The organism is Paraburkholderia graminis C4D1M (genome assembly GCF_000172415.1).
In the GTDB taxonomy this organism is placed as follows: domain Bacteria; phylum Pseudomonadota; class Gammaproteobacteria; order Burkholderiales; family Burkholderiaceae; genus Paraburkholderia; species Paraburkholderia graminis.
The window spans coordinates 418074-444903 of sequence record NZ_ABLD01000002.1 but is presented as its reverse complement, the minus strand read 5'-3'; the positions used below and the strand labels follow the sequence as shown (position 1 = coordinate 444903).

Annotated in this window: 25 protein-coding genes, 1 pseudogene and 1 riboswitch; of the genes and pseudogenes, 6 read left to right on the top strand and 20 right to left on the bottom strand. The window is 60.0% G+C overall.

From position 1 onward, the window contains the following. Positions 1-96: 96 nt before the first annotated feature. The gene (locus BGRAMDRAFT_RS05010) at positions 97-819 is read right to left on the bottom strand and encodes a hypothetical protein (RefSeq protein ID WP_006047580.1); all 723 of its coding nucleotides are present in this window, start codon (positions 817-819) and stop codon (positions 97-99) included. Positions 820-1128: 309 nt separating this feature from the next. On the opposite strand from BGRAMDRAFT_RS05010, the gene BGRAMDRAFT_RS05005 reads away from it, so the two are divergent. Then, a complete protein-coding gene (locus BGRAMDRAFT_RS05005; RefSeq protein ID WP_006047579.1) occupies positions 1129-2709 on the top strand; it encodes an ATP-binding protein in 1581 nt (526 codons plus the stop codon). 83 nt (positions 2710-2792) lie between these two features. Here the strand turns inward: BGRAMDRAFT_RS05005 and BGRAMDRAFT_RS05000 are convergent, their stop codons facing one another. Further along, positions 2793-3371, bottom strand: coding sequence for a YbhB/YbcL family Raf kinase inhibitor-like protein (locus BGRAMDRAFT_RS05000; RefSeq protein WP_006047578.1), 579 nt, complete (start codon positions 3369-3371; stop codon positions 2793-2795). A 186-nt stretch (positions 3372-3557) separates the two neighbouring features. After that, complete coding sequence (locus BGRAMDRAFT_RS04995; protein ID WP_006047577.1) at positions 3558-4490, bottom strand: MBL fold metallo-hydrolase; 933 nt, start codon at positions 4488-4490, stop codon at positions 3558-3560. A gap of 277 nt (positions 4491-4767) precedes the next feature. Further along, a riboswitch (FMN riboswitch) is annotated at positions 4768-4927 on the top strand. A gap of 70 nt (positions 4928-4997) precedes the next feature. Between BGRAMDRAFT_RS04995 and BGRAMDRAFT_RS04990 the strand changes: the two are divergent. Then, positions 4998-5496, top strand: a pseudogene (locus BGRAMDRAFT_RS04990) (6,7-dimethyl-8-ribityllumazine synthase). Positions 5497-5561: 65 nt separating this feature from the next. Here BGRAMDRAFT_RS04990 and BGRAMDRAFT_RS04985 read toward each other — a convergent pair. From BGRAMDRAFT_RS04985 to BGRAMDRAFT_RS04945, 9 genes are all read right to left on the bottom strand, one after another. Then, positions 5562-6353 (bottom strand): glucose 1-dehydrogenase, encoded by a 792-nt coding sequence (locus BGRAMDRAFT_RS04985; protein ID WP_006047575.1) that lies wholly within the window; start codon positions 6351-6353, stop codon positions 5562-5564. Positions 6354-6380: 27 nt separating this feature from the next. Then, positions 6381-7850 (bottom strand): FGGY-family carbohydrate kinase, encoded by a 1470-nt coding sequence (locus BGRAMDRAFT_RS04980; RefSeq protein WP_006047574.1) that lies wholly within the window; start codon positions 7848-7850, stop codon positions 6381-6383. Between the two features lie 34 nt (positions 7851-7884). Further along, the gene (locus tag BGRAMDRAFT_RS04975) at positions 7885-8967 is read right to left on the bottom strand and encodes an ABC transporter permease (protein WP_006047573.1); all 1083 of its coding nucleotides are present in this window, start codon (positions 8965-8967) and stop codon (positions 7885-7887) included. 20 nt (positions 8968-8987) lie between these two features. Further along, positions 8988-10526 (bottom strand): sugar ABC transporter ATP-binding protein, encoded by a 1539-nt coding sequence (locus tag BGRAMDRAFT_RS04970; protein WP_006047572.1) that lies wholly within the window; start codon positions 10524-10526, stop codon positions 8988-8990. Further along, entirely contained in the window at positions 10523-11158 is a 636-nt protein-coding gene (locus BGRAMDRAFT_RS04965; RefSeq protein ID WP_006047571.1) for a DUF2291 family protein, read from the bottom strand. The genes BGRAMDRAFT_RS04970 and BGRAMDRAFT_RS04965 overlap by 4 nt, the downstream gene beginning before the upstream one ends. Positions 11159-11230: 72 nt before the next feature. Further along, on the bottom strand, positions 11231-12175 hold the full coding sequence (locus BGRAMDRAFT_RS04960) for a D-ribose ABC transporter substrate-binding protein (RefSeq protein WP_006047570.1): 945 nt from the start codon (positions 12173-12175) through the stop codon (positions 11231-11233). Positions 12176-12242: 67 nt separating this feature from the next. Continuing rightward, entirely contained in the window at positions 12243-13040 is a 798-nt protein-coding gene (locus tag BGRAMDRAFT_RS04955) for a GolD/DthD family dehydrogenase (RefSeq protein ID WP_006047569.1), read from the bottom strand. A 32-nt stretch (positions 13041-13072) separates the two neighbouring features. After that, positions 13073-14017: a transketolase family protein gene (locus tag BGRAMDRAFT_RS04950; protein ID WP_006047568.1), complete on the bottom strand. Its 945-nt coding sequence runs from the start codon at positions 14015-14017 to the stop codon at positions 13073-13075. Further along, entirely contained in the window at positions 14010-14864 is an 855-nt protein-coding gene (locus BGRAMDRAFT_RS04945) for a transketolase (protein WP_006047567.1), read from the bottom strand. Before BGRAMDRAFT_RS04945 ends, BGRAMDRAFT_RS04950 begins: the two co-directional genes overlap by 8 nt. Before the next feature lie 176 nt (positions 14865-15040). On the opposite strand from BGRAMDRAFT_RS04945, the gene BGRAMDRAFT_RS04940 reads away from it, so the two are divergent. Together BGRAMDRAFT_RS04940 and BGRAMDRAFT_RS04935 are read left to right on the top strand one after the other, a co-directional pair. Next, positions 15041-15838 carry a DeoR/GlpR family DNA-binding transcription regulator gene (locus tag BGRAMDRAFT_RS04940; RefSeq protein ID WP_006047566.1) on the top strand — a complete coding sequence of 266 codons (798 nt, stop codon included), beginning with the start codon at positions 15041-15043 and terminating at the stop codon, positions 15836-15838. Positions 15839-16199: 361 nt separating this feature from the next. Then, positions 16200-16451: a GlsB/YeaQ/YmgE family stress response membrane protein gene (locus BGRAMDRAFT_RS04935; RefSeq protein ID WP_006047565.1), complete on the top strand. Its 252-nt coding sequence runs from the start codon at positions 16200-16202 to the stop codon at positions 16449-16451. 90 nt (positions 16452-16541) lie between these two features. Here the strand turns inward: BGRAMDRAFT_RS04935 and BGRAMDRAFT_RS04930 are convergent, their stop codons facing one another. Continuing rightward, positions 16542-17792, bottom strand: a complete 1251-nt coding sequence (locus BGRAMDRAFT_RS04930) for a DUF1479 domain-containing protein (protein WP_006047564.1) — start codon at positions 17790-17792, stop codon at positions 16542-16544. A 151-nt stretch (positions 17793-17943) separates the two neighbouring features. Between BGRAMDRAFT_RS04930 and BGRAMDRAFT_RS04925 the strand changes: the two genes are divergently transcribed. Continuing rightward, positions 17944-19041 (top strand): AraC family transcriptional regulator, encoded by a 1098-nt coding sequence (locus BGRAMDRAFT_RS04925; RefSeq protein WP_044020321.1) that lies wholly within the window; start codon positions 17944-17946, stop codon positions 19039-19041. A gap of 165 nt (positions 19042-19206) precedes the next feature. Here BGRAMDRAFT_RS04925 and gltA read toward each other — a convergent pair whose 3' ends face one another. The 7 genes from gltA to BGRAMDRAFT_RS04890 form a co-directional block, all read right to left on the bottom strand. Further along, positions 19207-20508 carry a citrate synthase gene (gene gltA, locus BGRAMDRAFT_RS04920; RefSeq protein ID WP_006047562.1) on the bottom strand — a complete coding sequence of 434 codons (1302 nt, stop codon included), beginning with the start codon at positions 20506-20508 and terminating at the stop codon, positions 19207-19209. A gap of 72 nt (positions 20509-20580) precedes the next feature. Next, on the bottom strand, positions 20581-20853 hold the full coding sequence (locus tag BGRAMDRAFT_RS04915) for an FAD assembly factor SdhE (RefSeq protein WP_006047561.1): 273 nt from the start codon (positions 20851-20853) through the stop codon (positions 20581-20583). An 85-nt stretch (positions 20854-20938) separates the two neighbouring features. Next, on the bottom strand, positions 20939-21643 hold the full coding sequence (locus BGRAMDRAFT_RS04910) for a succinate dehydrogenase iron-sulfur subunit (protein ID WP_006047560.1): 705 nt from the start codon (positions 21641-21643) through the stop codon (positions 20939-20941). 30 nt (positions 21644-21673) lie between these two features. Next, complete coding sequence (gene sdhA / locus BGRAMDRAFT_RS04905) at positions 21674-23449, bottom strand: succinate dehydrogenase flavoprotein subunit (RefSeq protein ID WP_006047559.1); 1776 nt, start codon at positions 23447-23449, stop codon at positions 21674-21676. Positions 23450-23453: 4 nt separating this feature from the next. Next, positions 23454-23822, bottom strand: a complete 369-nt coding sequence (gene sdhD / locus BGRAMDRAFT_RS04900) for a succinate dehydrogenase, hydrophobic membrane anchor protein (protein ID WP_006047558.1) — start codon at positions 23820-23822, stop codon at positions 23454-23456. A gap of 2 nt (positions 23823-23824) precedes the next feature. Then, positions 23825-24241 carry a succinate dehydrogenase, cytochrome b556 subunit gene (gene sdhC, locus BGRAMDRAFT_RS04895; RefSeq protein ID WP_006047557.1) on the bottom strand — a complete coding sequence of 139 codons (417 nt, stop codon included), beginning with the start codon at positions 24239-24241 and terminating at the stop codon, positions 23825-23827. A gap of 169 nt (positions 24242-24410) precedes the next feature. Beyond that, complete coding sequence (locus tag BGRAMDRAFT_RS04890) at positions 24411-25211, bottom strand: GntR family transcriptional regulator (protein ID WP_006047556.1); 801 nt, start codon at positions 25209-25211, stop codon at positions 24411-24413. A gap of 585 nt (positions 25212-25796) precedes the next feature. Between BGRAMDRAFT_RS04890 and BGRAMDRAFT_RS04885 the strand changes: the two genes are divergently transcribed. After that, positions 25797-26780 carry a malate dehydrogenase gene (locus BGRAMDRAFT_RS04885; protein ID WP_006047555.1) on the top strand — a complete coding sequence of 328 codons (984 nt, stop codon included), beginning with the start codon at positions 25797-25799 and terminating at the stop codon, positions 26778-26780. Positions 26781-26830: the final 50 nt, after the last annotated feature.

Sequence of the window (26830 nt, the reverse complement as noted above, 5' to 3'; positions counted from 1 at the left end):
CACGACAAATCGTAGACTTGGTGCTCGAATGGCAGTAGGCACGCAAAGGAGATCACCGTGTTGTCTCGGGGACAACAATCGACGGCTTCAATGTCGTCAATTCGTTCTGGCGAGCTCGGCTTCGAGCGTCGCATGGGGATGTTCGCCATCCTCCTTGGCAAGATTCACGATGGTGCGAATGCTCCACGGCACTTCGGATCTGGACGCGTGTTGTTCAGCGGCAGTCGCGTGTTCCTGCATTGCCTGCTTTACGCCATTGGGAAAGGCAACCCTCGTGTCTCCCACCGCCGTCTGCAATACATGCAATACGGCCTGGCCAAACTTCACGCATTCTTCGCGCGTCGGCATTTTTCCTTTCTGCATGACCGAGTCTTTCCAGTCGTTCTGTTGGTGGCTGAGTAGAACGGGACGCCGCGCGCAGAAGTTCCGGTAGTTCAGCAAGTAGGCTTCCTGGCGATTCTGCGGGCTAATGCCCAGCAGCTTCCACGCGGCATCGAAACGCTCTTTCTTTATTCCGTTCTCGTACGCCATCGCGCGCAGAAAGAATTCGTGAAAGGCTTCGAGACTCGCGGTGCAGGACGATACCGATTGTCGATAGTGTCCATCGCGTATCGCGTAAGCGGCGAGTTCAAAAAGAATCTCGAACTTCTGCTGCCGCAATGCCACGATCTGCTGATGACCGCGCGAGCACTCGGATCTATACCTTCCGTCGCCGTCGGGTCGAAGATCCAGCAAAACAGAAGAAAGAACGGAATTCCCTACGGAGCTTCCGTCCGGGTTGCATTCGAGGCAAATAATGGGAACCGATATCTTTGTCATGGCATGTCTCACAGTTGGATGTTGTTTCTCGCTTCTCGCCGCATCAACTCTTCTCTAATCTTCTCTACTCGCTTCACCAGCAGACCACACGCGGAGGCGCAAACCTCGTTCGAGACCAGGTCTCGCTGGCACTCTATGCCCAATCAACCGCTTCTGCAGATGAGGTACGGTGAATGGGCTAGTACGCTAATCATTCGATGGTCCGATGTTGTCCTGGCGGCAACACTGTGATATCCCGCTGGCGTCTTCCATGTTCTGGGCGGCGCAACTAGGATTGCTTGTGACGCAATGTTTCGCCGCGGAGAGACCGTGGTATGGGTCTATTCCAATGCACCTGAATCGCGCAATCCGGAGTCTGCTGAGAAGATGAATGCCAAGGAAGATTTTTTGCGTTCCGGCGTGATGACAAATACCGACCGGCACGACTACGGCGAGGCCATATCGTTTGGTCCGTTCACACTGTTTCCGGCCGAGAGGCGTCTCGAACGGTCAGGTTCATTCGTGCAAATAGGCAGCCGCGCGCTGGATATTCTTATTGCGCTTATTCAGAACGCCGGACAGGTCGTGGAGCGGCGCATGTTGATGTCGCATGCGTGGCGGAATATCGTCGTGGACGAAAGCAACCTGCGCGTGAACATTGCTGGATTGCGCAAAGCACTGGGCGACGGCGAGGACGGTGCGCGCTACATTAAAAACGTTCAGGGCATCGGCTACTGCTTTGTTGGTCAGCTTACGCGTGAACGCATCGTTGCCGAATCCAGTTCGTTGTTTGCTGAACCGTCTCCCCGCGTACATTCCGGCGACTTCGCACCAGGATCCGCCTGCCCACAAGGTCGCGACGAGGTCTTGCGAACGCTTGCGTCCGACTTGAGCAGACATCGGCTCATATCTATTGTGGGACCGGGAGGCATCGGCAAAACGACAGTCGCCATTGCTCTCGCAAAGAGACTATCCGGAGTGTTTCCTTCGGAGATCCACGTCGCCGACTTAAGCGAGCTCGCTCATGGCGATACGGTAGCGCTCACGCTCGCTCGTCTGCTTGGGTTAGACGATCTTCATCACATACCCGTCGCATGCATCGCCAATTATCTTTGCACCCGGCGCGCGCTGATCATTCTGGATAACTGCGAGCATGTCATCGACGAAGTGACGTCGCTCACGACGCAAATCCTCTCGGTCTCATCCGCGACCTATTTCGTGCTGACAAGTCGCGAGGCGCTACGAGTGAAATACGAACACGTCTGCCGCCTGCCTGCGCTCGAAGTCCCGCCGGGACCCGAGGTGATTTCGATCGAACATGCGCATACTTATCCCGCCGTGCAGGTATTCATTCAACGCGCTCTGGAAGCGGGCGCGAGATTCCCGCAGACCAGCAAGAGCTATGCAGCCATTTCGGAGATGTGCCGCGAACTGGAAGGCGTTGCGCTTGCAATCGAACTTGCTGCGGCGCGCGTCGCGACGTTTGGACTGGCCGGCACCATGACACTGCTCGGAACCCGCTCACGTCTTCAATGGCAGGGATGCCGCAATGCTCCTGCGAGGCATCGGAGTCTCGCCGCATCGATTGGATGGAGTTACGCGCTGCTGTCGGACGAGGAGAGGTGCGCTTTCCGCCGGTTGTCGTCGTTTGAACAGCCCGCAACGCTCGATGCCGTTCTCGCGGCGGTGGCGAACGGAACGAACGGAACGGGCGATCTTTCGAATGCGATAGACGTAGTTGAAGGTCTGGTTGCAAAGCATATGCTGCACATCCAGCCCGGACCGGACGACTTGCCTCGCTATCGGCTCGCGGCTTCGGAAAGAATCTATGCACGAGAACAACTCAATCAGCCTGCGCTCGATAAGCGAAGCATCGTCCAATTGAACGGCGTGCAGAGGATTTGTATTTGAAATACTGCAACCGTTCACCGGCAGCCGATCTGCCAGGAACGGTTGCCGATATCCTGGTTCTTGCACCCGTCAATCGTTAATCGTTAATCGTTAGTCGACGCGCGATGATATCTCGCGACATACTTCGCCTGAGCAATGACTTTCCCATGCATCTGATAGGCGACGACTGCGGGACTCGCCGCCGGGGCGACATCGATTTGCGCCACGTCGAGAGCAGACGCCGTCACGACATATCGATGCGATTCCCCTTTAGGCGGACACGGTCCGCCGTATCTGGATTCGCCGAAGTCCGTCAACGTCTCAATGGCGCCTGCCGGCAAGAGCTTCGGATTGCCGGAAGCGCCTTTTTCGAGCGACGACTCGGAAGGTGGAATATTGGCGATCTCCCAATGCGTCCAGCCGAGCCCGCCAGTCGGCGCATCAGGATCGAAGATGGTCACGACAATGCTCTTCGTGCCGCGCGGAACGTGAGCCCATGAAATGCGCGGCGAAACGTTGTTACCGTGACAGCCAAAACCTCCGTACACCTGCTCGTTCGAAAAGTGCCCGTCACGCAGGTCGTCGACCCTGATCGTGAACGGCTCGGCGCCGGCTATCGCGGGGATGACCGCCAGCGCCATCGACGTGCATAAAATTGCGGGCAACAAACTCTTCACTCTCATGATGCGCTCCGTTGAAGGATGAAAGATGCGTGCAACCGGTATCAACGGCACCGCATTGATCTGCCGCGGTCACACCAGGGCAAGTGACCGTTTGCAAAAAACCGCCGTGAGCCTTGTGCGCTCGTGGCGGTTTTCTGACAAACGTCAGTGCAATCTATACGGCGATGGTTGATCGTCGGGCACCGATCAGTAGTCCCACACCACCGGCACAAAATGGAAGCCGTTGTCCGTCTTCGCAACGTGACCGATGGATGGGAACGCGACGTGCGCTGCGGCCAGCAGAGCGCCGGTTTCAGCGGCTTCGTTGAGTAGCGCGATACGCACGTCCGCAGCCAATTCAGGATCGTGCTCGAAGCCGTTTTGCCAGTCGGGATGGTCGAAGTTGACCTCGAAAATCGCGTCGCCCACGAACGTCAGTTTTTCGCCGTTCGATGCGACGTCCACGACGCAATGCCCCGGCGTGTGTCCACCCGTCACGCGCGCCGACACGCCCTTGGCAACTTCCACGGTCTGATCGAACTGCACGATGTTTTCGCGGTAGAGTTCCGCGAACGTCGCAGCAGCCTTGCGTAGCGCCGGAGGAACAGTTTCCGGCATCACCGTCCTGCTGAAGTCCGGATTTTTCCAGAACTCTACTTCCTTCGCCGACACGTGAATGCGCACGTCCGGGCGCAGCTTGGCCCTGACGCCGGCAACGTTCAGGCCGCCGACGTGGTCCATGTGCATGTGCGTAATCACGATATCGGTAATCGCAGCCAGGTCGATACCCGCCGACTCCAGGCGCATTACCGAGCGGCCGGCGCGCGTGAAGTATTCGAAACCGTCGCCCACGCCCGAGTCGATCAGGATCAGGCGGTCGCCGCTGCGCACGAGCGCAATATTCAGCGCCCAGTCGAACATGTCGCGCTGCAGGAAGCGACCATCGAACCATTCGTTGCGGTCAGCTTCGCTCACGTTAGTCGACATGGTGGAGGTGGGCAGCGGCAGAACGCCATCGCTGATCAGCACGACGTCAACGTCGCCCACGCGCACGCCGTAGCGGGAAGACACGAGTTCGCCTGACCCTTCTTTGCCGACGTTGGCGATAACCGGCCGCACATTGCGAGTTGTTTCGCTCATGTTCAATAGTCCAATTGATTAAGTGGGGTGAGCCGCACTGCACCGCGCGACGCGGCTTACGAGCACGACTACGAGTGTCACGCGCTCCGTATTGCCTGCATTTCGAAGGAGCGTGTGACAGATAGTAGTCAGCGAGGACGAGCGCCAGTAGCATCGCGAATGCGTACACCATGTTGCCTGGAGGGCAACAATTTCAGGCAGGCACGCAGTGAAATGTGGTGCGGGTGGCGCAGCAGATTTGCCGGATACGTGGTAATTTACGCACCGTTCTTCAAGAACACGTTCTCGGGGCGGGGTGCGATTCCCCACCGGCGGTAATCGTCTTTTGCAGACGTAGCCCGCGAGCGCTCTGTTTCGATATTGCTGCGATAACAGAGGTCAGCAGACCCGGTTGGATTCCGGGGCCGACGGTATAGTCCGGATGAAAGAGAACAGAACAGCCACAATGCCCGCACTGGCGGGAAACGGCTGTTCTTCGCCCTGTTCACACAAAACAGGCTGAACTCCATGAACACATCTCACTCGATCGAAGCACAAGCAGCATTCGTTTCCGGCGGCAACCGCGGTCGCATCGCTTTTGTCCAGGCGTGCTGGCACCGCGATATCGTCGATCAATGCAAAACCTCTTTCCTTAAGGTCATCGAGGACTTTGGTTATGCGAGCGGCGACATCGATCTTTATGAAGTACCCGGAGCGTTCGAATCCCGCTGCACGCAAACGGCTGGCACAGAGCGGTCGATACGCTGGCATCGTTGCAGCCGGACTTGTTGTCGACGGGGGCATCTATCGCCATGAATTCGTCGCTCAAGCGGTCATTTCAGGCTTGATGCAGGTTCAACTCGAAACAGGTGTTCCTGTGTTCTCTGCCGTGCTGACGCCGCACCACTTTCACCACGGGGAAGAGCATGTGAAGTTCTTCACTGAGCACTTCGTCGTGAAGGGCGCAGAAGTGGCGCGCGCTTGCGGCGAGACAGTGAATAAGCTTTCGCTATTGCAGACCGCCTGACGCTCACGGACCGATTCCGATAGAAAGTCGCGAGGCAACGTGTCTCGCGACCTGCGAACGCGGCCTCAGGACATGAACATTCCGCCATCGACGTTCACGGTCTGCCCCGTGATGTACGACGCGTCATCGGACGCCAGGAACGCGACCAGACCTGCTACATCCTTGTCGCTACCCGCACGCTTCATGGGAATGTTCTCGACCCACTCGGCCATGAGTTCGCCAGGCTTGTAGTTGCCCAGCAGCTTGCCCCACGCTTCGTCGTTATACGACCACATGTCAGTCGCGATGATGCCGGGGCAGAACGCGTTCACTGTGATGCCCGTTGGCGCCAGTTCTTTCGCGAGGCTCTGCGTGATGCCCAGAACGCCAAACTTGCTGGCTGCATAGTGCGGGGTATAGACGAAACCTTGTCTGGCCTGTCCCGATGCCGTATTGATCAGACGGCCCGCTTTCCCGGCACGCAGCATCCGTCTCGCCGCTTCCTGGCAACACAGAAAAACGCCTTTGGTGTTCACCGCAAGTACGTTGTCCCATTCCTTCTCGGTCAGATCTTCCAGCTTCGCGATCGTAATGACGCCCGCGTTCTGGACTGAAACATCAACCTCACCTAGCGCGGCCGCCACTTCTTCGTAAAGCGCGACAACCTGTTCCTTGCTCGTGACATCGGTTTGCACGGCGATGGCCTCGAAGCCGGAATCGCGTAGCTGCGCGGCAGCGTCGTGCACGGCTTTTTCATTCGCCGACACGCACACTTTCGCGCCCTCCTGCGCAAAGCGCCTGGCAATGCCCAATCCGATACCCCGGCTGCCGCCAGTGACAACCACCACCTTGTTTTCGAAACGCTGCTGGAATGCCATATGCCGATCTCCACTAATCGACGGAGCTCAAAGCCGTCGTATCCATTGCAACCATTGCTCGTGATTTCTTGCAGCCGCTTCGACGCCCGGCCCTGGTTCGACGCGTCGTGCCACCACGCGAGTCTCGCGATAGGCGTCGAGTGAGTTGATTAACCCGAGCTTCAACGCGGCAAGCGCTGCTGCGCCCGCGGCCGATATCTCGCTCAGCGTCAGCGTGCTCACCGGCCGGTTCAATGTGTCCGCCAGGTATTGAAGAAGGAATGGCCGCTGAACCAGTCCTCCGTCGAGAAAGAGTTCGCGCAACGGGACGTCGGCAGCCCGCTCCATGACTGCGATCACGTCCCTGATCTGATAGACGATCGATTCATAAGCTGCGCGCACGACGTTTTGCCAGGACGTCGAGAAATTCAGCCCGACGATTTGCGCGCCGCCTGGATATTTCCAGTGCGGGCAACCGATTCCCGAAAAAGCCGGAATAAGAAACACGCCGCCGTTATCGTATTCCGTGAACGCCTCTTCTGCTTCCGCGAAATCCTTGACGATGCGCAGTTTTTCCTTGAGGAACGAAGGCGTTGACCCGGCACTAATGACGATGCCTTCCAGCGCGTAATCCACCCGCTGTTCGGCGGCAAAGCAAAGCGTCGACACGAGACCGTGGTCCGCGGGCAAGGGCTTGCCGCCCACGTTCATCATGATCGAGGAGCCCGTCCCCATTGTTGCCTTGGCAAAGCCGGGACTGAGGCAGCCTTCGCCAACAGCCGCAGCGTGGGAATCGCCGATCATCGATACGATCGGGATGGGTCGATCGAAAATGCCGTTGAAATCGCTCGCGCCGAAATCGGATGCTGACGGACGCAGTTCAGGCAGCCGCAGTTTCTGCAAACCGAAATCGGCGAGCAGTTCGCGATCCCATTCAAGTCCTGCAAGATTGAACAGCATGGTTCGCGACGCGTTCGTGTAATCGGTGCGATACACGTCGCCGTTTGTCAAACGGTACAGAAGCCAGCTATCGACCGTGCCGAAGCGAGCGGTGCCGGCGGCGATATGCGCGCGCACCCGCTCATCGTTTTCGTTAAGCCAGATGAGCTTCGTTCCCGAAAAGTACGGGTCGATCAATAGTCCCGTCTTCTCTGCAATGACCTGTGCCCTGCCTTCCTGCTTCAGACGCTCGCATATCGCGAGAGAACGTTGGCACTGCCACGACACTGCCGGAACGATCGGGCGACCTTCGTCATCCCACAGCACGACCGTCTCACGCTGATTCGAGATGCCGACACCTGCTATCTGTTTCCGGTCGCCTTTGAATTCACCGAGGCAAATGGAGACCGCTTGCAGTACCGACTCATAAATCAGCTGCGGGTCCTGCTCGACGAATCCGTTGCGAGGATGCGTACACGGTACGGCCACGAAACCGCGAGCGTGCACCTGCCCTTCCGCATCGAACACGAGTGCTTTTGTACCGCTCGTGCCCTGATCGATTGCCAGAACATATTGCATGTTGCTTTCCAGAAGACGGCTCAACTCGCGACGCTCACGCGGTGAGCGAAACCATGCGGCTCTGCAGGCGCTGCTGCAACTGATCGATGACCACAGCGAAGATGATCACGAGGCCCTTGATCACCATCTGCCAGAAATCGCTGATACCGCACATCACCATGCCGTCGCCGAGAATGCTGATCACACAGGCGCCGACGACCGAACCGAAGACCGTACCGCGGCCACCCATCAACGCAGTTCCTCCCAATACGACCGCGGCAATCGCGTTCAGCTCGAACGTCTGGCCGGTCAATGGGTGAGCGGTCTGCAACTGCGCAGTGATGACCAGTCCGACGATCGCCGCACAGAATCCCGAGAACATGTACACGAACAGCTTCACGCGGTTGGTGCGAATTCCCGAGAAGCGCGCCGCCTGCTCGTTGCCGCCGATTGCATAGATGCGCCGGCCAAGCGGCGTACGCTTCGCAACAAAAATGGTGATGGCAGCAAGAATCACGAGAATCCACACGGGCATGGAAAGGCCGAGAATTGTGCCGTTGCCGAGGAATTCGAAGCCCGTATTGCCCAGAGCCGGATTGCCTCCGAGATCGGCGAACGTGCTGCCGTTATTCACGAGCAGTGCTGCGCCGCGTACGACATACAGCATGCCGAGGGTTGCAATGAAGGGTGCGACATTGAGCGCCGTTATCAGGTAACCATTCACCGCACCGATGATCGCGCCGAGCGCGCATGCAATCAGCGTCACGCCCCACGGGTTGAAGAACACGACGTGATGACCGATCTTCACGCCTTCGAGCAGAAGATAGCCCGCCGCCATCCCGCTTATTCCGACAATGGAACCCACGGACAGGTCGATGCCGCCCGTCAGAATCACGAGCGTCATGCCGATCGACAGAATCGCGACGATAGTCACGTGTTTCGCCATGATCAGCATGTTGCTTGTCGACAGGAAGTTCTCGGTTGCAAGCGAGAACACGATAATGATCGCAAAGAGCGCAATGAAGATTCGCAGCTTGAGCAGGTTCACCGCCATGCGCGAAGCCATGTAAGCGGATTGCCGGTTGTGCTTGCCGTGAACCGGTTGAATCGAAGGAGTGCTGCTGTTCTGAGTAGTCATGGTTTCCACCTCAAGGTGCTTCACACTACGGCTGTCGCGGGCGTTGACGCGCGCACGATGCGCTCGCTGTCAAACTGTGCACGTTCCATGATCGCCGTCAGCTTGCCGCTGGCCATCACGAAGACCCGATTGGAAACAGCCATTGCCTCGTCCAGTTCCGAGGTCGCATACACGACTGCAATGCCTGACTGCGCGAGCACGCTGATCGTCTTGTACACGTCCTCTTTTGCACCTACGTCGATTCCCCGCGTCGGCTCGTCCATCAGCAGTACTTTCGGCGACGTCAGCAATGCCTTGCCGATCACCACCTTCTGCATGTTTCCGCCCGACAGCGACGTGATCGGCGCATCGACCGACGACGCCTTGATTGCGAGGCGCTTGACGATATCGTTGGACGCAGAGAGCTGCCGGTCGCGTCGCAGTGCACCGAACGCGAGACGGCGAGTGAATCTGGACAGACTGGACAGCGTCATGTTTTCGAGGATCGACATGAGCTGCACCATCCCCTGCTTCTGTCTGTCTTCGGGTACGAGCGCAATGCCCGCCTCGATCCGTTTCGGAATTGGCAGATCTTCGATTGCCTTGCCGGCGAGTTCTATTTCGCCGAGAGCCAGCGGCTGCGCGCCGAGTAAAGACTCGAGCAGTTCAGTGCGGCCGGCGCCCATCAAGCCGTAAATTCCAATGACTTCTCCGGCCCTGACGGAAAACGAAACATGGTCAACCGCGTAGATGCCATTCGAGCGCTTCAGCGCAAGATCCTTGACCTTCAGGACTTCCTCGCCGATTGCATGCTGCTCGAATGCGAAACGCTTCTTCGACGATCCGACCATCGCCTCGATGATCCAGGGAATGTCGATATTCGCAATGTCGTCTTCTGCGACGAGGCGCCCATTACGCAATACCGTAATGCAATCCCCGATCGCCATGATTTCCTCGAGACGATGCGAGATGTAAATGACCGTGACGCCCTCTTCCTTGAGCTGCGCAATGATCTTGAAGAGAATCTCGACTTCCGTCTTCGAGAGCGCGGAAGTCGGCTCGTCCATGATGAGCACCTTGATGTGCTTGGAGAGCGCCTTTGCAATTTCGACCAGTTGCTGTTGCCCGACGTAGAGATCGCCGAGTCGCATGCGCGGGTCGATTGGAATCTGCAGACGGTTAAGCAGTACTTTCGCCTGATGGTTCTCGTCCTTCGTGCGGATTACGCCGGAACTGGTCAACTCATTCCCGGCGAAGATGTTCTCCGCCACGGTCATATCGGGAAAGAGGTTCAATTCCTGAAAGATGATGCCGATGCCGTGCTTTTCGGCGCTACGCACGTCCGTGATGTGGGCAATCTTTTCATCGACCCATATCTCTCCCGATGTCGGCGTCTCGGCACCGGCGAGCAGCTTCATCAGCGTCGATTTGCCGGCGCCGTTTTCGCCGATCAACACATTGACCTTGCCGCGTCGCACCTTGTAGTCGACTTCGACCAACGCAGCGGTGCCCGGATAGACCTTGGACAGTCCGCGCGTCTCGATCACGTTGGCGGGATTCATGGTGTGCGGTTGGTTCATTTCCATGTCACCGGAATTGCGCGGATTTCGCCCGTCGGTTCGCTCCAACTGCTGAATACCGCGGCTACGTCGACCGTGTCGCCCACTTTAGGTTTGAGCGACTTTTGCGCTCGCGCGACCACCAGCTTGTTCAGGTCCTGTCCGAATACGGCGAAACGCGTCTGATCGTCGAAGTCGCTGTACTTGACGCCGGGGAATCCGTCGCGCACGCCAGTACCGATCACGACCGGCCCCGTCTCGAGTGCGACATGGACGGGCTCGCCGCCCGAAGCGGGCGTGACATCGACGAATACCTTTCCAACGCGCGATGAAGTATCGACCTTGATAACCTTGCCCTGCACGCGTATCCAGAAGTTGCATGGGAAAGCCGCGCTTTGGCGAAAGCCGTACTCCTTGCAGGCGTTATCGAAGTTCTGCCCGGCAGCGCCGATCACCTGTGCTGCGGGCCTGGCATTCTTGTCCGCATACGGAATCAGTTGTTCATTCAGGATCTTTTCCGGGTCCGGGCCTTGATGCTGACCCTGACTGCGAATCTGGGCCAGCTCGGTATCCGTCACGACGTGACACCCGGCAACTGAAACGAGAGCGACGACCACCAGCGCGAACCTGGCTGCAGATGGGGAAAAAACCATGACAACATCTCCTGACGACACGTCAACAGGTGCAGCGCCGGCCGCACCCGCCTACTTGAAAAGCTGGCGCGCTTACTTGTTGTAGTAGAAGTCTTTGACGTGCGACGCGTTGTCCTTCGTAATCAGGATGCCGCGAGTGAGCTGGCGCTCCGGTTCGCCGGTCTTGCCCGTCGTGATGTACTTGTTGAGCAGGTCGACGCCGTGAATCGCGAGGCCTTGCGCCTGCAACATGACGCTTGCCTTCAACTTGCCCTGCATGAGCGAATCGCGCTCGTCATTACTGCCGTCGATACCCATCACGACAACGTCTTTCTTGCCGGCGGATTCGAGCGACGCAATCGCGCCGAGGGCCACGGGCCCGTTGCCGCAGATCACGCCCTTGATGTTCGGATGTTCCTGCAGGATCGAGTCCATTGCCTGCTTGCCGGGCAGCAGCGCGCCCTTGGCATCCTGACGCGCAACCATCTTGAGGTCCGGATACTGGTCAAGCACCTGGTGGAAAGCCTGTGAACGGGTCACACAATTCTTGTCTGCCTGATTGCAGGTGAGCTCCACATATTCGCCCTTTTCGCCGATCGCTTCCACGAACTTCTGCGCGACTTCAGTACCCGCCTGCAGATTGTTGTGGCTCAGTTGTGCGATGGCAATGCCATCCTTCGGGATCTCGCGGTTGATCAGCACGACCGGCACCTTCTTTTCCTGCGCGGTGCGAACCGTGGCGACGCTACTGTTCGAATCCGCATTGTCGAGAATGATCCCCTTCACGCCTTTGCCGATCACCAGATTGACCAGTTCATTCTGCTTGTTCACATCCTCGCCGTGCGACAGCACGATGGTGTCGTAGCCAAGCTTCTTCGCCTCGGTGTCGGCGCCCCTGGCTTCGGCGGCGTAATACGGATTGTCGAGCGCGTTCACCAGAATGGCGATGGTTCCTTTAGAAGCGGCGAGTGCATCGACGGAATGAACCGCTGCGAACGAAGCAGCGACGGCAGCAACAAGTGCGATCTTCTTCAGCATTTTTTGTCTCCAGATTGATCTCTTTCTTAACGTGTTGCAGCCTCGGACCGGCTGCGCTCGAACTGCATCAGCAGATGGTGTATCCCCCATCGATCATGATGTCAGCGCCGGTGATCATGTCCGCTCCATTCGAGAGCAGAAACAGAATGGCCGCGGCAATCTCATCCGTGTACGCAAAGCGTCCGACGGGTATTAGCTTCTTCATCGCTTCGCCCTTTTCGCCCTCCCAGGCGGCTGCGCCCATCGGCGTCAGCACAACGGTCGGCGAAACGGTATTCACCGTTATTCCGCGCAACGCCCATTCTTTGGCCAGCACTTTCGTCATACCGATCAACCCGGCTTTGGCCGACGTGTACGCACAATGCTTGTCGATCGCCACGGTTGCAGCCTGCGAAGCAATATTGACGATCTTGCCTCCGTGGCCGCTCGCGAGAACATGCCGCGCGAAATGCTTCGCGCACAGGAACGGACCCGTGAGGTTCACGCCGATCTGCTGTTGCCACTCGTCCACACCGATGTCTTCCGCTGCCGTCAGCGTGATGCAGCCGGCCGCATTGACGAGCAGATGAAGATCGCCGAAGTGGCTGAGCGCAGCCTTCATTGCCTTTTCGACGTCGGCCTCGTTAGCGACGTCGCATGGAAACGCGCGGGCGTTAGTGGCCCCGAGTTCTTCGATCGCCGCCTGCACGCGCGGCTCTTCGAAGCTCGGATAGAAGATCGCAACGCGGGCACCCTTCGCGATAAGCGCTGCGTTCGTCGCCATCGCGATACCGCCCAGACCACCCGTGACGACGGCGACCTTGCCGTCGAGCCGGAAGTCGAAGTCGACGCCATGACGCAGCGACATGTCGTACTGAATTGCCATTCCAGTGTCTCCTTGAGGTCTTTGCTATACGTTCAATGCGCGCACTGGGTGCGAATTGCGTCGGCGATACCTGCCGCGTCGATTCCGTAATGGCGCCGGATGCCTTTGCGCGTACCGTAGTTTGCGAATTCGCCTTCGGTGATGCCGAGCATGGTCAGCGGTTTCGAGAGCTGACGCCGAGCCATCAGCACAGCGGTAAGCGCGCCGATGCCGCCATGAAGCGAATGTTCCTCAACGGTGACAATCGAGTCATGAGCCGCAATGATTTTTGCGAGCGCATCGGCATCGAGCGGCCTGATCGAAGAAAGGTTGACGAGCGTCGGCGTAATGCCATGCTCTGCCTTCAGCGACTCGCACGCTTCGAGCGCCTCGCCGACCACGGAGCCCAACGCAATCACCGCGACGCGGCTGCCCTCGATCACCACGTCCGGGCGACCAGGCTCGAAACGGTAGCTCGCCTCGTGAACGATCGGAAACTTCGCGTTATCGAGCCGGATATATACGGGACCTTCGACGGCCGCAGCGTATTCGATCATCTGCACGACTTCGATCCCGTCGCACGGCGCAAGAATCTGCACGTTGCCGAATCCGCTCATGATCGAAATGTCGTCGATGGCATGGTGCGTCGACGCCAGCGGGCCGTAGGCGACACCGGCGTTCAGGCCCAGCATCTTCACGTTTGTCGCGCTATAGCAGACGTCGTTCTTCACCTGCTCGTTAGCGCGAGCCACGAGGAACGGCGCCGCGTTGGCCGTGAAGACGACATGGCCGCCCAGGGCCAGGCCCGCGGCCATACCGACCATGTTCTGTTCCGCGATGCCGACATTGATGACCCGTTCGGGGTACGTCTCGAGAAACGGGCTGATCTTCGACGTGGACGTCGAGTCCGCGACCATCACGACAATGTCGCGGCCTTCGGCCGTCAACCGTCCGAGCGCGCTGACCGCACCGTCCCGCAAATCGGCGTACTCACGCATGGTCCAGTTCCTCCAATGCCTGCTTCAGTTGCGTTTCGTCCGGGACCTTGTGATGCCATGCCGGCACGTTCTCCATGAACGACACGCCGCGGCCCTTGATCGTATGAGCGATGAGGACTTTCGGCTTCCCGTTTTCGTAGTCCAGACTTTCGATCAGTTTCCAGATGGCGTCGGCCTGATTACCGTTGACGTCGTGCACTTCGAAGCCGAAGGCCCGGAATTTTTCGTCGAGCGGGTCCATGTCCATGATGTTGTGGGTGAAGTCCGCCAGTTGCAGCCGGTTGCGGTCGACGATCACCACGAGATTGGCCAGTTCGAAATGCGCCGCCGCCATTGCGGCTTCCCAGTTCGAACCCTCTTCCAGTTCGCCGTCGCCTGTGAGAACGAAAACGCGGCCGACCGAGCCTTCCGTGTTAGCGGCATGACGCCGCTTAGCCATCGCGAGCCCTGCCGCGATCGGGAAGCCGTGTCCGAGCCCGCCCGTGTTGACTGTCACCAGCGACGGCAGCTTTTGCCTGACCGGATGTCCCGGCAGACGCGAACCGTCCTTGAGATACGTGAGAAGTTCTTCGTCAGCCAGCCAGCCGAGTTCGGCAAAACAGGAATAGAGGCCGCCTACGCCGTGTCCTTTGCTGAGGATGAATTCGTCGTGCCATTTGACGGTGCGGTCCGACTGAACCTCGTAGCGGAGCACATGGAAGTACAGCGCCGCGAGCACATCGGCCTCGGACATGTCGCCGCCCGTATGGCCGCTCTTCGCAGCGGAATTCATCACGCAGATTTTTTTACGGATTTCCTGCGCCCGCCGATGTAGGGCGTCGCCAGACTGCTTGTAGGGGTTTTCCATTCCCAACTCCCGAACTTCCCGTTTGCTTGAGATTCAGTTTCTGTTACTTTCTTTAGAAAGTCAAAGAGAAATAGATGGAAAGCGGGAAAACCCCTGGCCGGGCCATACTGCTGCCGTTTAGGGCACAATATCGACGGGTGTTGTGAAGCCGCACCGACGCTTCGCGGGATGAGCAAATGGACCAACGGACAAGAACAGAGAAGATCTTTGAGAAAGTGCAGGCCGCCAGGCTGGTAAAGCTTTCCGAGCTTTCCAGCGAGTTTGGCGTTTCGATGCCAACTATTCGAAAAGACATTGATGAGTTGCAGAAGCAGGGACGCGTTGAACGCGTGCACGGCAACGTCCGCCTGGTCACGTCGGAGGCGGGTCCGAAGCGGCATTTTGTCGATCGGGCCAACATCCTTCCGACAAGTCCGGAAAAAGCGCTGATCGGACGGATGGCGGCGAGCCTCGTCAAAAACGGCGACTCGATTATTCTGGATTGCGGTGCGACGACGACCGAACTTGCGAAAAATCTTCTTGATCGTCAGAACCTGCGGATCGTAACGAATGCGCTCAACATCGCGATCATTCTCGGCGCGGAGCCTACCAACCGGATCATGCTGACGGGCGGCGAATTCAAGCCGGAAACCATTGCGGTCTCAGGAGAAAAGGCGTCGGCCTTTTTCCAGGGCATGTTCGTCGACAAGCTGTTTCTGGCTGCCGGTGGTGTGTCGAAAGAATCCGGTATTTCGTACCCCGACTTCATCGACCTGCACGTTAAGCGGGCGATGATCGATGCGGCAAAGACCGTCTACCTTCTCGCCGATTCGGGCAAGTTCGGAAAACGCGAGTTCGCCGCGTTCGGGGCGATGGACAGGATCGACTATCTGGTCACCGACGGGGGCCTGACCGAGGACTTCGCAAAGTGGCTCGGCGATAACGGCACGCAGATCATTTACGCTGCGGACGAGACGGACGAGTTGGCGCGCTGAGGGACAGTAGCGCTAAGTGCTTCGTCCGACGTTGCGGCGGCGGCTCCTGGTTCCGCGATGATTTCCACGCCGTCGGGCTCGAACGCAATTCGCCTATTGCGCGGCGAGGTCGAGCCGAGAATCGATACCCGCATCACCGACAGTCCAATGCAGTGCTCAACGGCAAGTGCGGGACATTCCCGAACGTCCTAGTCGCGCCTGGACCTGGGCGCGATTGTTGCGACGGCGCACGCGATGCACAAACCAATGCGCCTTTTTTGGTCCTATCCCGCGTCTCGCGTATGCTCCGAAAAGCGTCGCCGGGAAAGCGGCAGCTCGTAGTAAAGAAGACTGAAGTACTCACACTCTTTGGGAGGTCAGCATGTTTTCCTTCATTGGTACAGTGATCGTAGGGCTGGTCGTCGGATTGATTGCGCGCGCGCTGAAGCCAGGCGACGACCGCATGGGTCTCATCATGACCATCATCCTCGGTGTTGCCGGCTCGCTGATTGCGGGCTACGTCGGACGTGCGCTGGGCTGGTATCAGCCGGGGCAGCCGGCAGGCTGGGTGGCGTCGGTGATTGGGGCGATCGTGCTGCTGGTCATTTATGGAATCGTGCGGCGCCGGGCATGAGCGCCTGGCGGTGACGCGACGCGCCCGCCCGGAGTCGGCTCTGGTCTGCAAGCGAATAAACCGAGTCGTCGCCGGCGGGCATCCGATGCTTTAGCGCGAAAGATCGAAGCCGAGTTGCGCGCGGCCAAGCGGCGTCAAATCGCTTTCCTGAGCGCGGCCGGCGAAGTCCGTTTCGAAGTGGTCGGCGGGAAAATCGGGCGGGCTTTCGCCGCGCAAAAAGCTCGGCAACTGACGCTTCAGGTAGGCCTCGTTTTTCGCGCACCACGGCGCCGAAGCGATGTACATCACGTTGCTGTAGCCGCTGCCGCGATGCGCGTCCTCGACGGAATGCACGACGTCGCTGTGCCAGAACACCGCGTCGCCCGGCTGCATGTGCGGAATCGGCGTGACTGCTTCGAGCAGCAGGCCGTGCCATTCAGGTTTGATCGACAGCGCGCGGGCGGGTTGAGCGCCGCACAGTTCGTCGTCGGGAACGTCGTCCTGCAATGCTCGCAGAATCACGTAAGCCATCGCGTTGGCGATCGGGATCAATTGCAATGTGCCGTCGCCGGGGCCTTGCGGCGTTAGCGCAGTCCAGCCCTGGAAAGTGCGAAACATCGAACACACGGCCGGCGACGGAATTTCCTGCACGTCCGGCCGATACGCGGCGTCGAACGGGTCATACGCGCGCCAGTTGCCCGACAGCACATGCCGATAAACCTGCTGAAAATTCGTGTCGAGCCAGCGCTCGACCGAGCCGCCATCCACATGCGGCGACAAACCGAGCGACTCTGAACCCGGCGGCCGGCGACGAATCCGGTCCGCGTACACCGGCACGCGCTCGGGATCGAAGTGCCGCCGGCCTTCGCTCTCCGACGTCCACAGGCGGTTGAGGAACACGCGCGTATTCGTTAGCTGTGGCGACTGGCGCGCGGCCGTTTGCGGCTTCGACCAGTAGACGCCGTAAATCTGCGGCTTGCTCGACGCGAGGTTGCCGAAATACTTGTCTTCCGCGCGATGCGCCAGCTTGGCGTCGAGGTCGTTACGCTGCACGTATTCGGCGATTTCGTCGTTCCATTCGCTTGCTTGCTGCCGGTCGAAAACGCCGCGCACGACGCACGCGCCGCGCGTTTTGATGCTGGCGATCGTCGCCTGATCGACAGCGCCGGACACAATCGACGAATAATCGAACACGGGAATCGCATCGCGCCCCTGCGCCCGGTCGCGGTGAATCGCGTCGATCTGCTGGCGGATCGCGCCTTCCACCTGCTCGAACACTTGCTTGTGGTTCGGCAGCGCGGCCCGCAACGTGCGCTTGGTGCTGCGAATAGCCTCGGGAAGATTGTCGATGACGAGCGGCATGGGTTGTCTCCTTGAGATGATCTGTGTGCTTCGGCCTTCCTGCAGATTAAGGATGTTCGGCCATCGCCAAGCATGCTTTACGGCCACATACCGATACAATCCAGACATTCGCCGCCGTTTCCGGCTCCCCAGTGCGGCCAGGCTGCCTATCGTGAAACCTCAATACGAACGCGTCACCATTCCGGACGGCTGCTCGATCCGCGTCTACCATCGGCAGCTCGCGCAGATACCGTTCGAGTGGCACCACCACCCGGAATACGAACTCACGCTGACGATGAATAGCCGCGGCCGCCGTTTTATCGGCGATCACATCGCGGACTACAGCGGCGACGATCTCGTGCTCGTGCCGCCCGACATGCCGCATACGTGGGCGTCGACGGCACCGATCGACGCAAGCGCGCCTCAGGTGGCGATCGTCGTGTGGTTCAGCGGCGACTGGGCGCGGCGAATCGCGGACTGCTGCCCGGAGTTCGCGTCGCTGCGCACGCTGCTGCGGCGCGCCGCGCCGGGGCTGCGCTTTCCGAGCGAGGCCGCTGCGTCGATGCACGAACGAATGGAGGCGTTGCTGGACCCGTCGCCGCGCGTGCGGCTTGGCGCTGTGCTCGACGTGCTGGCGCGGCTCGCGGAAGGCACTTCGGAGCCGTTGGCGTCGCCGGCAGCGTATCGAAGTGCAACGAAGCCAGGCGGTGCGTCAATGCATAGCGCCGTGCGATTTGCCGGGGCGGGCCGACCGGCCGATTCCGTCGAGGCGGGAGCGGGAGCTGAAGCAGAAGCAAGAACGCGTCGCCCCGTCGGAGGCGTTACCGTCACGCCGGGCGCAAGCGCGTCCGAAGCCGAGCGGCTGAACCGCGTCCTCGATCTGCTCGACCGGCGCTTTCACGAGCCGCTGCGGATCACCGAACTGTGCGAGGTAGCGAACCTGTCCGAGCGCTCGTTGCACCGCTACTTCGTGCGGCATCTCGGCGAAAGCGTCGGGCGTTATCTGAACCGTCTGCGGATCGGCTATGCCACGCGTCAACTGACGGACACGACATGGCCCATCGCGCTGATCGCAGCGAAGGCCGGCTTTGCGAATCTGGCCAATTTCAATCGACAGTTTCTGTCGGCGCGCGGCATGACGCCGAGCGCGTATCGACGCTTCTTCGAGACGCATGGCCGGGCCGCGGAAGACGCGGCCGCGACGCCGCATAATTTGCAAATGCGTCCGCCTTCGCTCGAAAGGTCGGGAAGGCGGCAGCGGCGCGAATGAGCTTCCACGACGAACGGCTCGCCGCACGCAACACGCGTCGCAATACGCGTCGAAAACGGAAACGCCCCAACGGTGTACCCGTTGGGGCGTTTTCTATCTCAAGCGTTGAAGCCCACTCAAGCCCGTAGCGAACCAGCCACTACAGGCCAGGCAGACTCAACCCGCTCAGCGTTGCCCGATCGGCTTCGCCTCACGCGGCGTATCGCCGATGAACAGTTGACGCGGACGGCCAATCTTCTGCTCAGGATCGGCGATCATTTCGTTCCACTGCGCAATCCAGCCAACCGTACGCGCCATCGCGAAGATACACGTGAACATCGACGTCGGGATGCCCAGCGCGCGCTGCACGATACCCGAGTAGAAGTCGACGTTCGGGTACAGCTTGCGCGACACGAAGTATTCGTCTTCCAGCGCGATCTTTTCCAGTGCCATGGCGAGCTTGAACAGCGGGTCGTCGTGCAGGCCCAGTTCGTTCAGCACTTCGTGGCAGGTTTCGCGCATCAGCTTCGCGCGCGGATCGTAGTTCTTGTAGACGCGGTGACCGAAGCCCATCAGCTTCACGCCCGAGTTCTTGTCCTTCACCTGCTTGATGAACTCAGGAATGTTGTCGACGGAGCCGATTTCTTCCAGCATGTTCAGCGCCGCTTCGTTCGCGCCGCCGTGCGCCGGGCCCCACAAGCAGGCGATGCCCGCTGCGATACACGCGAACGGATTCGCGCCCGACGAACCGGCGAGACGCACGGTCGACGTCGACGCATTCTGCTCGTGATCCGCGTGCAGAATCAGGATACGGTCGAGCGCGCGCACCAGCACGTCGTTGACCTCGTACTCCTCGCACGGGTTCGAGAACATCATGTGCATGAAGTTCGCGCTGTACGACAGGTTGTTGCGCGGATACGCGAACGGCTGGCCGATGCTGTACTTGTACGCCATCGCGACCAGCGTCGGCAACTTTGCGATCATGCGAATGGCCGACACTTCACGGTGACGCGGATTGTTGATGTCCAGCGAGTCGTGATAGAACGCCGACAGCGCGCCGACTGCGGCAACCAGAATCGCCATCGGGTGCGCGTCGCGGCGGAAACCACGGAAGAAGAAGTGCATTTGCTCATGCACCATCGTGTGATTCGTGACGGTCTTCACGAACTCGGCCTTCTGCTCCGTGTTGGGCAGTTCGCCCTTCAGCAGCAGATAGCACGTTTCGAGGAAGTCGGCGTTTTGCGCGAGGTTGTCGATCGCGTAGCCGCGGTACAGCAGTTCGCCCTTATCGCCGTCGATGTAGGTGATCGCCGAATTGCACGCCGCCGTCGACATGAAGCCCGGGTCGTACGTGAACTTGCCGGTCTGGCCGTACAGCTTGCGGATGTCGATCACGTCCGGGCCGAGAGTGCCCTTGTAAATCGGCATTTCAACGCTCGGCGAATTGTCGCTGAACGATAGCGTGGCTTTAACATCTGACGGGGTCATAGCACATCCTCAATCGAAGTATGTAAACAGGGTTTCGATAATTGCACGCCTGGAACAACGCACTCGCGGCGCTCAAGCGTTGCGCAGCAGCTCCAGGACCCGAATCACATCGGGGTCGGCAAGCTCGCCTTCAGGTTCCTTGCGCGCGAGAAGCAAGTCCATCAGGTCGTTATCGCTCAGCTCGAGCAGGCGCGTAAGTGCGCCCACATCGGCATCGCTGAGGTCATGCTCATATCGGCTGAAAAAACGTTCAAAGATCAGATCGTTTTCCAGCAGGCCCCGCCGCGCGCGCCAGCGAAGACGCGCGCGGCGGAGAGGATCGGACTGATGCGATGCATCGTTCATGTCAATACTTGCCGGGTCGCTCCGCGGCGGTCCGACCGCTCTTTCGGGCAGCCAACGACACGAAGCGTGGGTTATTCACTTCACTCTAGACAGTGCGGCGAACCATCAATTCCTTGATCTTGCCAATCGCCTTGGTCGGGTTGAGCCCCTTCGGGCAGACGTCGACGCAGTTCATGATCGTGTGGCAACGGAACAGACGGTACGGATCTTCAAGGTTATCCAGCCGCTCGCCCGTCGCCTCATCACGGCTATCCGCGATAAACCGATAAGCCTGCAACAGACCCGCCGGACCCACGAACTTGTCCGGATTCCACCAGAAGCTCGGGCACGACGTCGAGCAGCTCGCGCACAGAATGCACTCGTACAGACCGTCGAGCTCGTCGCGTTCTTCCGGCGACTGCAGACGCTCCTTCTCCGGCGGCGGCGTGTCGTTGATCAGGTACGGCTTGATCGAGTGATACTGGTTGAAGAACTGCGTGAAGTCGCAGATCAGGTCGCGCACCACCGGCAGCCCCGGCAGCGGACGCAGCACGATCTTCTGCGGCAGATCGTTCAGGTTCGTCAGACACGCCAGACCGTTCTTGCCGTTGATGTTCATCGCGTCCGAGCCGCACACGCCTTCGCGGCACGAACGGCGGAACGACAGCGTTTCGTCGAGCGCCTTGAGCTTCACCAGCGCGTCGAGCAGCATGCGCTCGTGCGAGTCGATCTCGATCTCGTACGTCTGCATGCGCGGCGCCGCGTCCCTGTCCGGATCGTAGCGGTAGATTTCAAATGTACGCTTGGCCATATTGTGGGTCCTTTGACTTGTGCGTGTGCCTTAGAAGGTCCGCGCCTTGGGCGGCACCGATTCAACCGTCAGCGGCTGCATGTGCACCGGCTTGTAGTCGAGGCGGTCGCCCTCGCTGAACCACAACGTATGGCGCAGCCAGTTTTCGTCGTCGCGATGCTCGAAGTCGTTCTGCGCATGCGCGCCGCGGCTTTCCTTGCGTGCCTCGGCCGAGACCATCGTCGCGCGCGCGACTTCGATCAGGTTCGCCACTTCCAGCGCCTCGACGCGCGCGGTGTTGAACACCTTCGACTTGTCCTTCAGGTGGATATTCTCCACACGCGCCGCCACTTCGCGGATCGCCTCGACGCCTTCGGACAGCAGCGCCGACGTGCGGAACACGCCCGCATGTTTCTGCATCGTGCCGCGGATGTCGTTCGCCACCGACTGCGCATACTCGCCCGACGACGAGCTCTCCAGCTTCGCCAGACGCGACAGCGCGAAGTCAGCAGCGTCCGCCGGCAGCGGCTTGTGGTCCTTGATTTCCTTCACATGCTTGACGATGTGATTGCCCGCCGCGCGGCCAAACACCACCAGGTCGAGCAGCGAGTTCGTGCCCAGGCGGTTCGCGCCGTGCACCGACACGCACGAGCATTCGCCGACCGCGTAGAAGCCGTTCACCGGCTCCTCGTGACCGCGCGCCGTGCCGACCACCTGACCGTGGATGTTCGTCGGAATGCCGCCCATCTGGTAGTGAATGGTCGGCACAACGGGGATCGGTTCCTTGATGCAGTCGACGTTGGCGAACTTCAGCGCGATTTCGCGGATCGACGGCAGACGCTTCATGATCGTCTCCGCGCCGATGTGCGACAGGTCCAGCAGCACGTGGTCCTTGTTCGGACCGACGCCGCGGCCTTCCTTGATTTCCTGGTCCATCGAGCGCGAAACGAAGTCGCGCGGCGCGAGATCCTTCAGCGTCGGCGCGTAACGCTCCATGAAGCGCTCGCCGTCCGAGTTACGCAGAATGCCGCCTTCGCCGCGCACGCCTTCGGTGATCAGCACGCCCGCGCCCGCCACACCCGTCGGGTGGAACTGCCAGAACTCCATGTCCTGCAGCGCGATGCCCGAGCGCGCGGCCATGCCGAGGCCGTCGCCGGTATTGATGAACGCATTCGTCGATGCCGCGAAGATGCGGCCCGCGCCGCCCGTGGCGAACAGCGTGGTCTTGCCTTCGAGGATGTAGACGTCGCCCGTTTCCATTTCGAGCGCGGTCACGCCGAGCACGTCGCCGTCGGCGTCGCGGATCAGATCGAGCGCCATCCATTCGACGAAGAACTGCGTCTTCGCCGCAACGTTCTGCTGATAGAGCGTATGCAGCAGCGCGTGACCGGTGCGGTCAGCCGCCGCGCACGCGCGCTGCACGGGCTTCTCGCCGTAGTTTGCGGTGTGGCCGCCGAACGGGCGCTGGTAGATCGTGCCGTCGGCGTTACGGTCGAACGGCATGCCGAAGTGTTCGAGTTCGTAGACGGCGTTCGGCGCTTCGCGGCACATGAACTCGATCGCGTCCTGGTCGCCGAGCCAGTCGGAGCCCTTGATCGTGTCGTAGAAGTGGTAGTGCCAGTTGTCCTCGCTCATGTTGCCGAGCGACGCGCCGATGCCGCCTTGCGCGGCGACCGTATGCGAGCGCGTGGGGAACACTTTCGAGAGCACGCACACCGACAGACCCGCGCGCGCCAGTTGCAGCGACGCGCGCATTCCCGAGCCGCCCGCGCCGACGATAACCACGTCGAACTTGCGACGCGGCAGGGCATTCTTGATTGCAGCCATGCTTTTACACTCTCCAGAGAATCTGCGCGGCGTAGCCCGCACACGCGAGCAGCCAGACGATCGTCAGCGCCTGCAGCAGCAGACGCACGCCCACGGGCTTCACATAGTCCATCCAGATGTCGCGGATGCCGACCCACGCGTGATAGAAGAGCGAGAGCAGCGTGACGAAGGTGGCGAGCTTCATCCATTGCGTCGCGAAGATCGACGCCCAGCCCTCGTAGGAGAAGTCGCGCGCGCCGAAGAACCACGCGAGCAGGATCACCGTGTAAAGCGCCATCACGCAGGCGGTGATGCGCTGCGCGAGCCAGTCGCGCAGACCGTAGTGGGCGCCGACGACCAGACGCTTCGAGCCGATTCGGTTATTGGCTGCCATGTTTAGAATGCTCCGAAGAGTTTGAGCGCGAACACGATGGTCAGCAGCGACGACACCACGAACACCACGATCGAGGTCTGCTTGCCTTTCTCTTTGGTGACGGCTTCATGGTTGGTGTCCATCAGCAGGTGGCGAACGCCGGCGCAGAAATGGAACAGGTAGGCCCACGCGAGCACCAGCGTGATGAGCTTGACGATGAGGTTGGAGAGAAAGCCCTTGAAGACTTCGAAGCTCAGCTCGGAAGTCAGGCTCTGGTCGAAGAGGTACAGCAGGAACGGCAACGCGACGAACAGCAGGCCGCCGCTCAGCCGATGCAGAATCGACACGCGCCCCGCAAGAGGCAGGCGATACGCCGTCAATATCTGCCCGATACCGATGTTCCGGAACTCCGGCCTCGGTTTTTTTACCGCTTCAGCCATGCTAGACCCCCTGCTATGTAGTTCACACCAATCCGCAATTTTAGCGCCTTTTCATTTCGCGCTGCAGCGAAAACCCCGACAGGTCCATTGCAGCGCGCGCAATAAAGGCGCCGTCAAACGGCGCGCGCGTGGGACGCCGCGCCTTCAATCCAGCTCAGTCCAGCCCGATTTAGCTGAGATCGTTCTGATAGTAGTACCCGGTTGTGACATACCAACCTCGCCGGACTTCCACCGGCCGATCCCCATAGGTGTAGGACACGCGTTCGACGGACAGCAGCGGAAAACCCGGCGGCACCTGCAGCAGATCGGCCACCGACGGCTCGGCGGCGACCGCGCGGATTTTCTCCGTGGCGCGGATCATGCGCGTGCCGAACTCCGTCTCGAACATCGCGTAAAGAGGACCCTTGTACTCCGACAGCCGCTCCAGCGTCAGCCCGCGAAACACGGCGCCTGGCAGCCAGATTTCATCGAGCACGGTCACTTCGCCGTCGAACTGCAACAGACGCTTGATCAGCACAACGGGATCGGCGGGCTTCAGGTCAAGTTGCCGCGCGATGTCCGCCGATGCACGCAAGCGCCGGCACTCGAGCAGGCGGCTAACGTGCGGATGTTCGGCGCCGTCATCGGCGAGTAACCGCAAAAAGCGAAACTGCGCGCGATCTTCGTTGTGCGTCGCAACGAACGTGCCCTTGCCCTGGCGGCGCACGAGCAGGTTCTCGGCGGCGAGTTCGTCGATCGCTTTACGCACCGTGCCCTGGCTGACCTTGTATCTGGCCGCTAATTCGACTTCACTAGGAATGATCTCGCCGGGCTTCCATTCACCGCTTTCGAGACTCTGCGTGATCAGCCCTTTGATCTGCTGGTACAGCGGGCTGAAAGTGGGTGACGCAGCGGGGACGGCCGCGGATGCACCTTCGCCCGCGGCCGCCTGGCCGCCGGGATTCGTGGTGTTGGCCGGGTTCGAATTCATGCGCGCATTTCATCATAAAGCGCTGGCTCGCGTCCAGCGTTTCCCCGGCAATAGATGTGTCTTATATAAGACATAAGATAATGTTGACTTTGCCTCTGCCGACTCCTACACTCCTTGTCGAGCAAGGGTTTGCGGGCGTTTTGACGGCTCTGCGCTGCATCCGGTTTGGCAGCGCCGCCACGCACTGGCAGCCACTCTGCACCATGCTGTTCCCACGCAGTCCAGGGTTTCGATTCGCCGCCGTTCGTTGGTCCGACGCTTGCCGAAACGCGCTGTTTGCAGGAGCCCGCACCGTGCAGCGGCTGCCCCGGCGCCTCAATGACCGCTCCCGCTCTGAAGAAACGGCCGCTTCCCCGTTTGATATGTCGGCGGAAGAAGGGCGAAGCGCCGGCTCAAGAGAGCTCAGCAGTACCGGTTTCCGGCATGGCGGTCTTGCCGCAGCGCCGCTTTCGGCCCGCAATTAACGGGCCGGCAGCGAGCCTCCCGCGAACAGCGAATTCCGCCGTGTTTAACAACGCTTCGCTGAACGCGCATATAGAATGGCGTTTTCCCTAGCGTCTAACGCATCGTCCTGGAGATTTCTCAATGGCTAAGCCCGCAAAGCGCGTTGCCGTCACCGGCGCCGCAGGTCAAATTGCTTACTCCCTGCTGTTCCGCATCGCCAATGGTGATCTGCTCGGCAAGGATCAGCCGGTGATCCTGCAACTGCTCGACCTGCCGCAAGCGCAAGGCGCCGTCAAAGGCGTCGTGATGGAACTGGATGATTGCGCATTCCCGCTGCTGTCGGGCGTCGTGATCACGGACGACCCGAAGGTCGCATTCAAAGACGCCGACGTCGCCCTGCTGGTCGGCGCGCGTCCGCGTTCGAAGGGCATGGAGCGTAAAGACCTGCTGTCGGCAAACGCCGAAATCTTCACGGTTCAAGGCAAGGCGCTGAACGAAGTCGCCAGCCGCGACGTGAAGGTGCTGGTGGTCGGCAACCCGGCCAACACGAACGCCTACATCGCGATGAAGTCGGCACCGGACCTGCCGAAGAAGAACTTCACCGCCATGCTGCGTCTGGACCACAACCGCGCGCTGTCGCAACTGGCCGCGAAGTCGGGCAAGCCGGTCGCTTCGATCGAAAAGCTGGCTGTGTGGGGCAACCACTCGCCGACCATGTACCCGGACTTCCGCTTCGCGACCGCAGAAGGTCAAAACCTGACCAAGCTGATCAACGACGACGAATGGAACCGCAACACGTTTATCCCGACCGTCGGCAAGCGCGGCGCGGCGATCATCGAGGCACGCGGTTTGTCGTCGGCGGCGTCGGCGGCTAACGCTGCAATCGACCACGTGCGTGACTGGGTGCTCGGCACGAACGGCAAGTGGGTCACCATGGGTATTCCGTCGGACGGCTCGTACGGCATTCCCGAAGACATCGTCTACGGCGTGCCGGTGATCTGCGAAAACGGCGAATACAAGCGCGTGGAAGGCCTGGAAATCGACGCGTTCTCGCGCGAAAAGATGGACGGCACGCTGCAGGAACTGCTGGAAGAACGCGAAGGCGTTCAGCATCTGCTCGGCTAAGCACCTGATGCAGACCAACCGGAACTCCGTAGCGTCACCGCGGCGGGTTC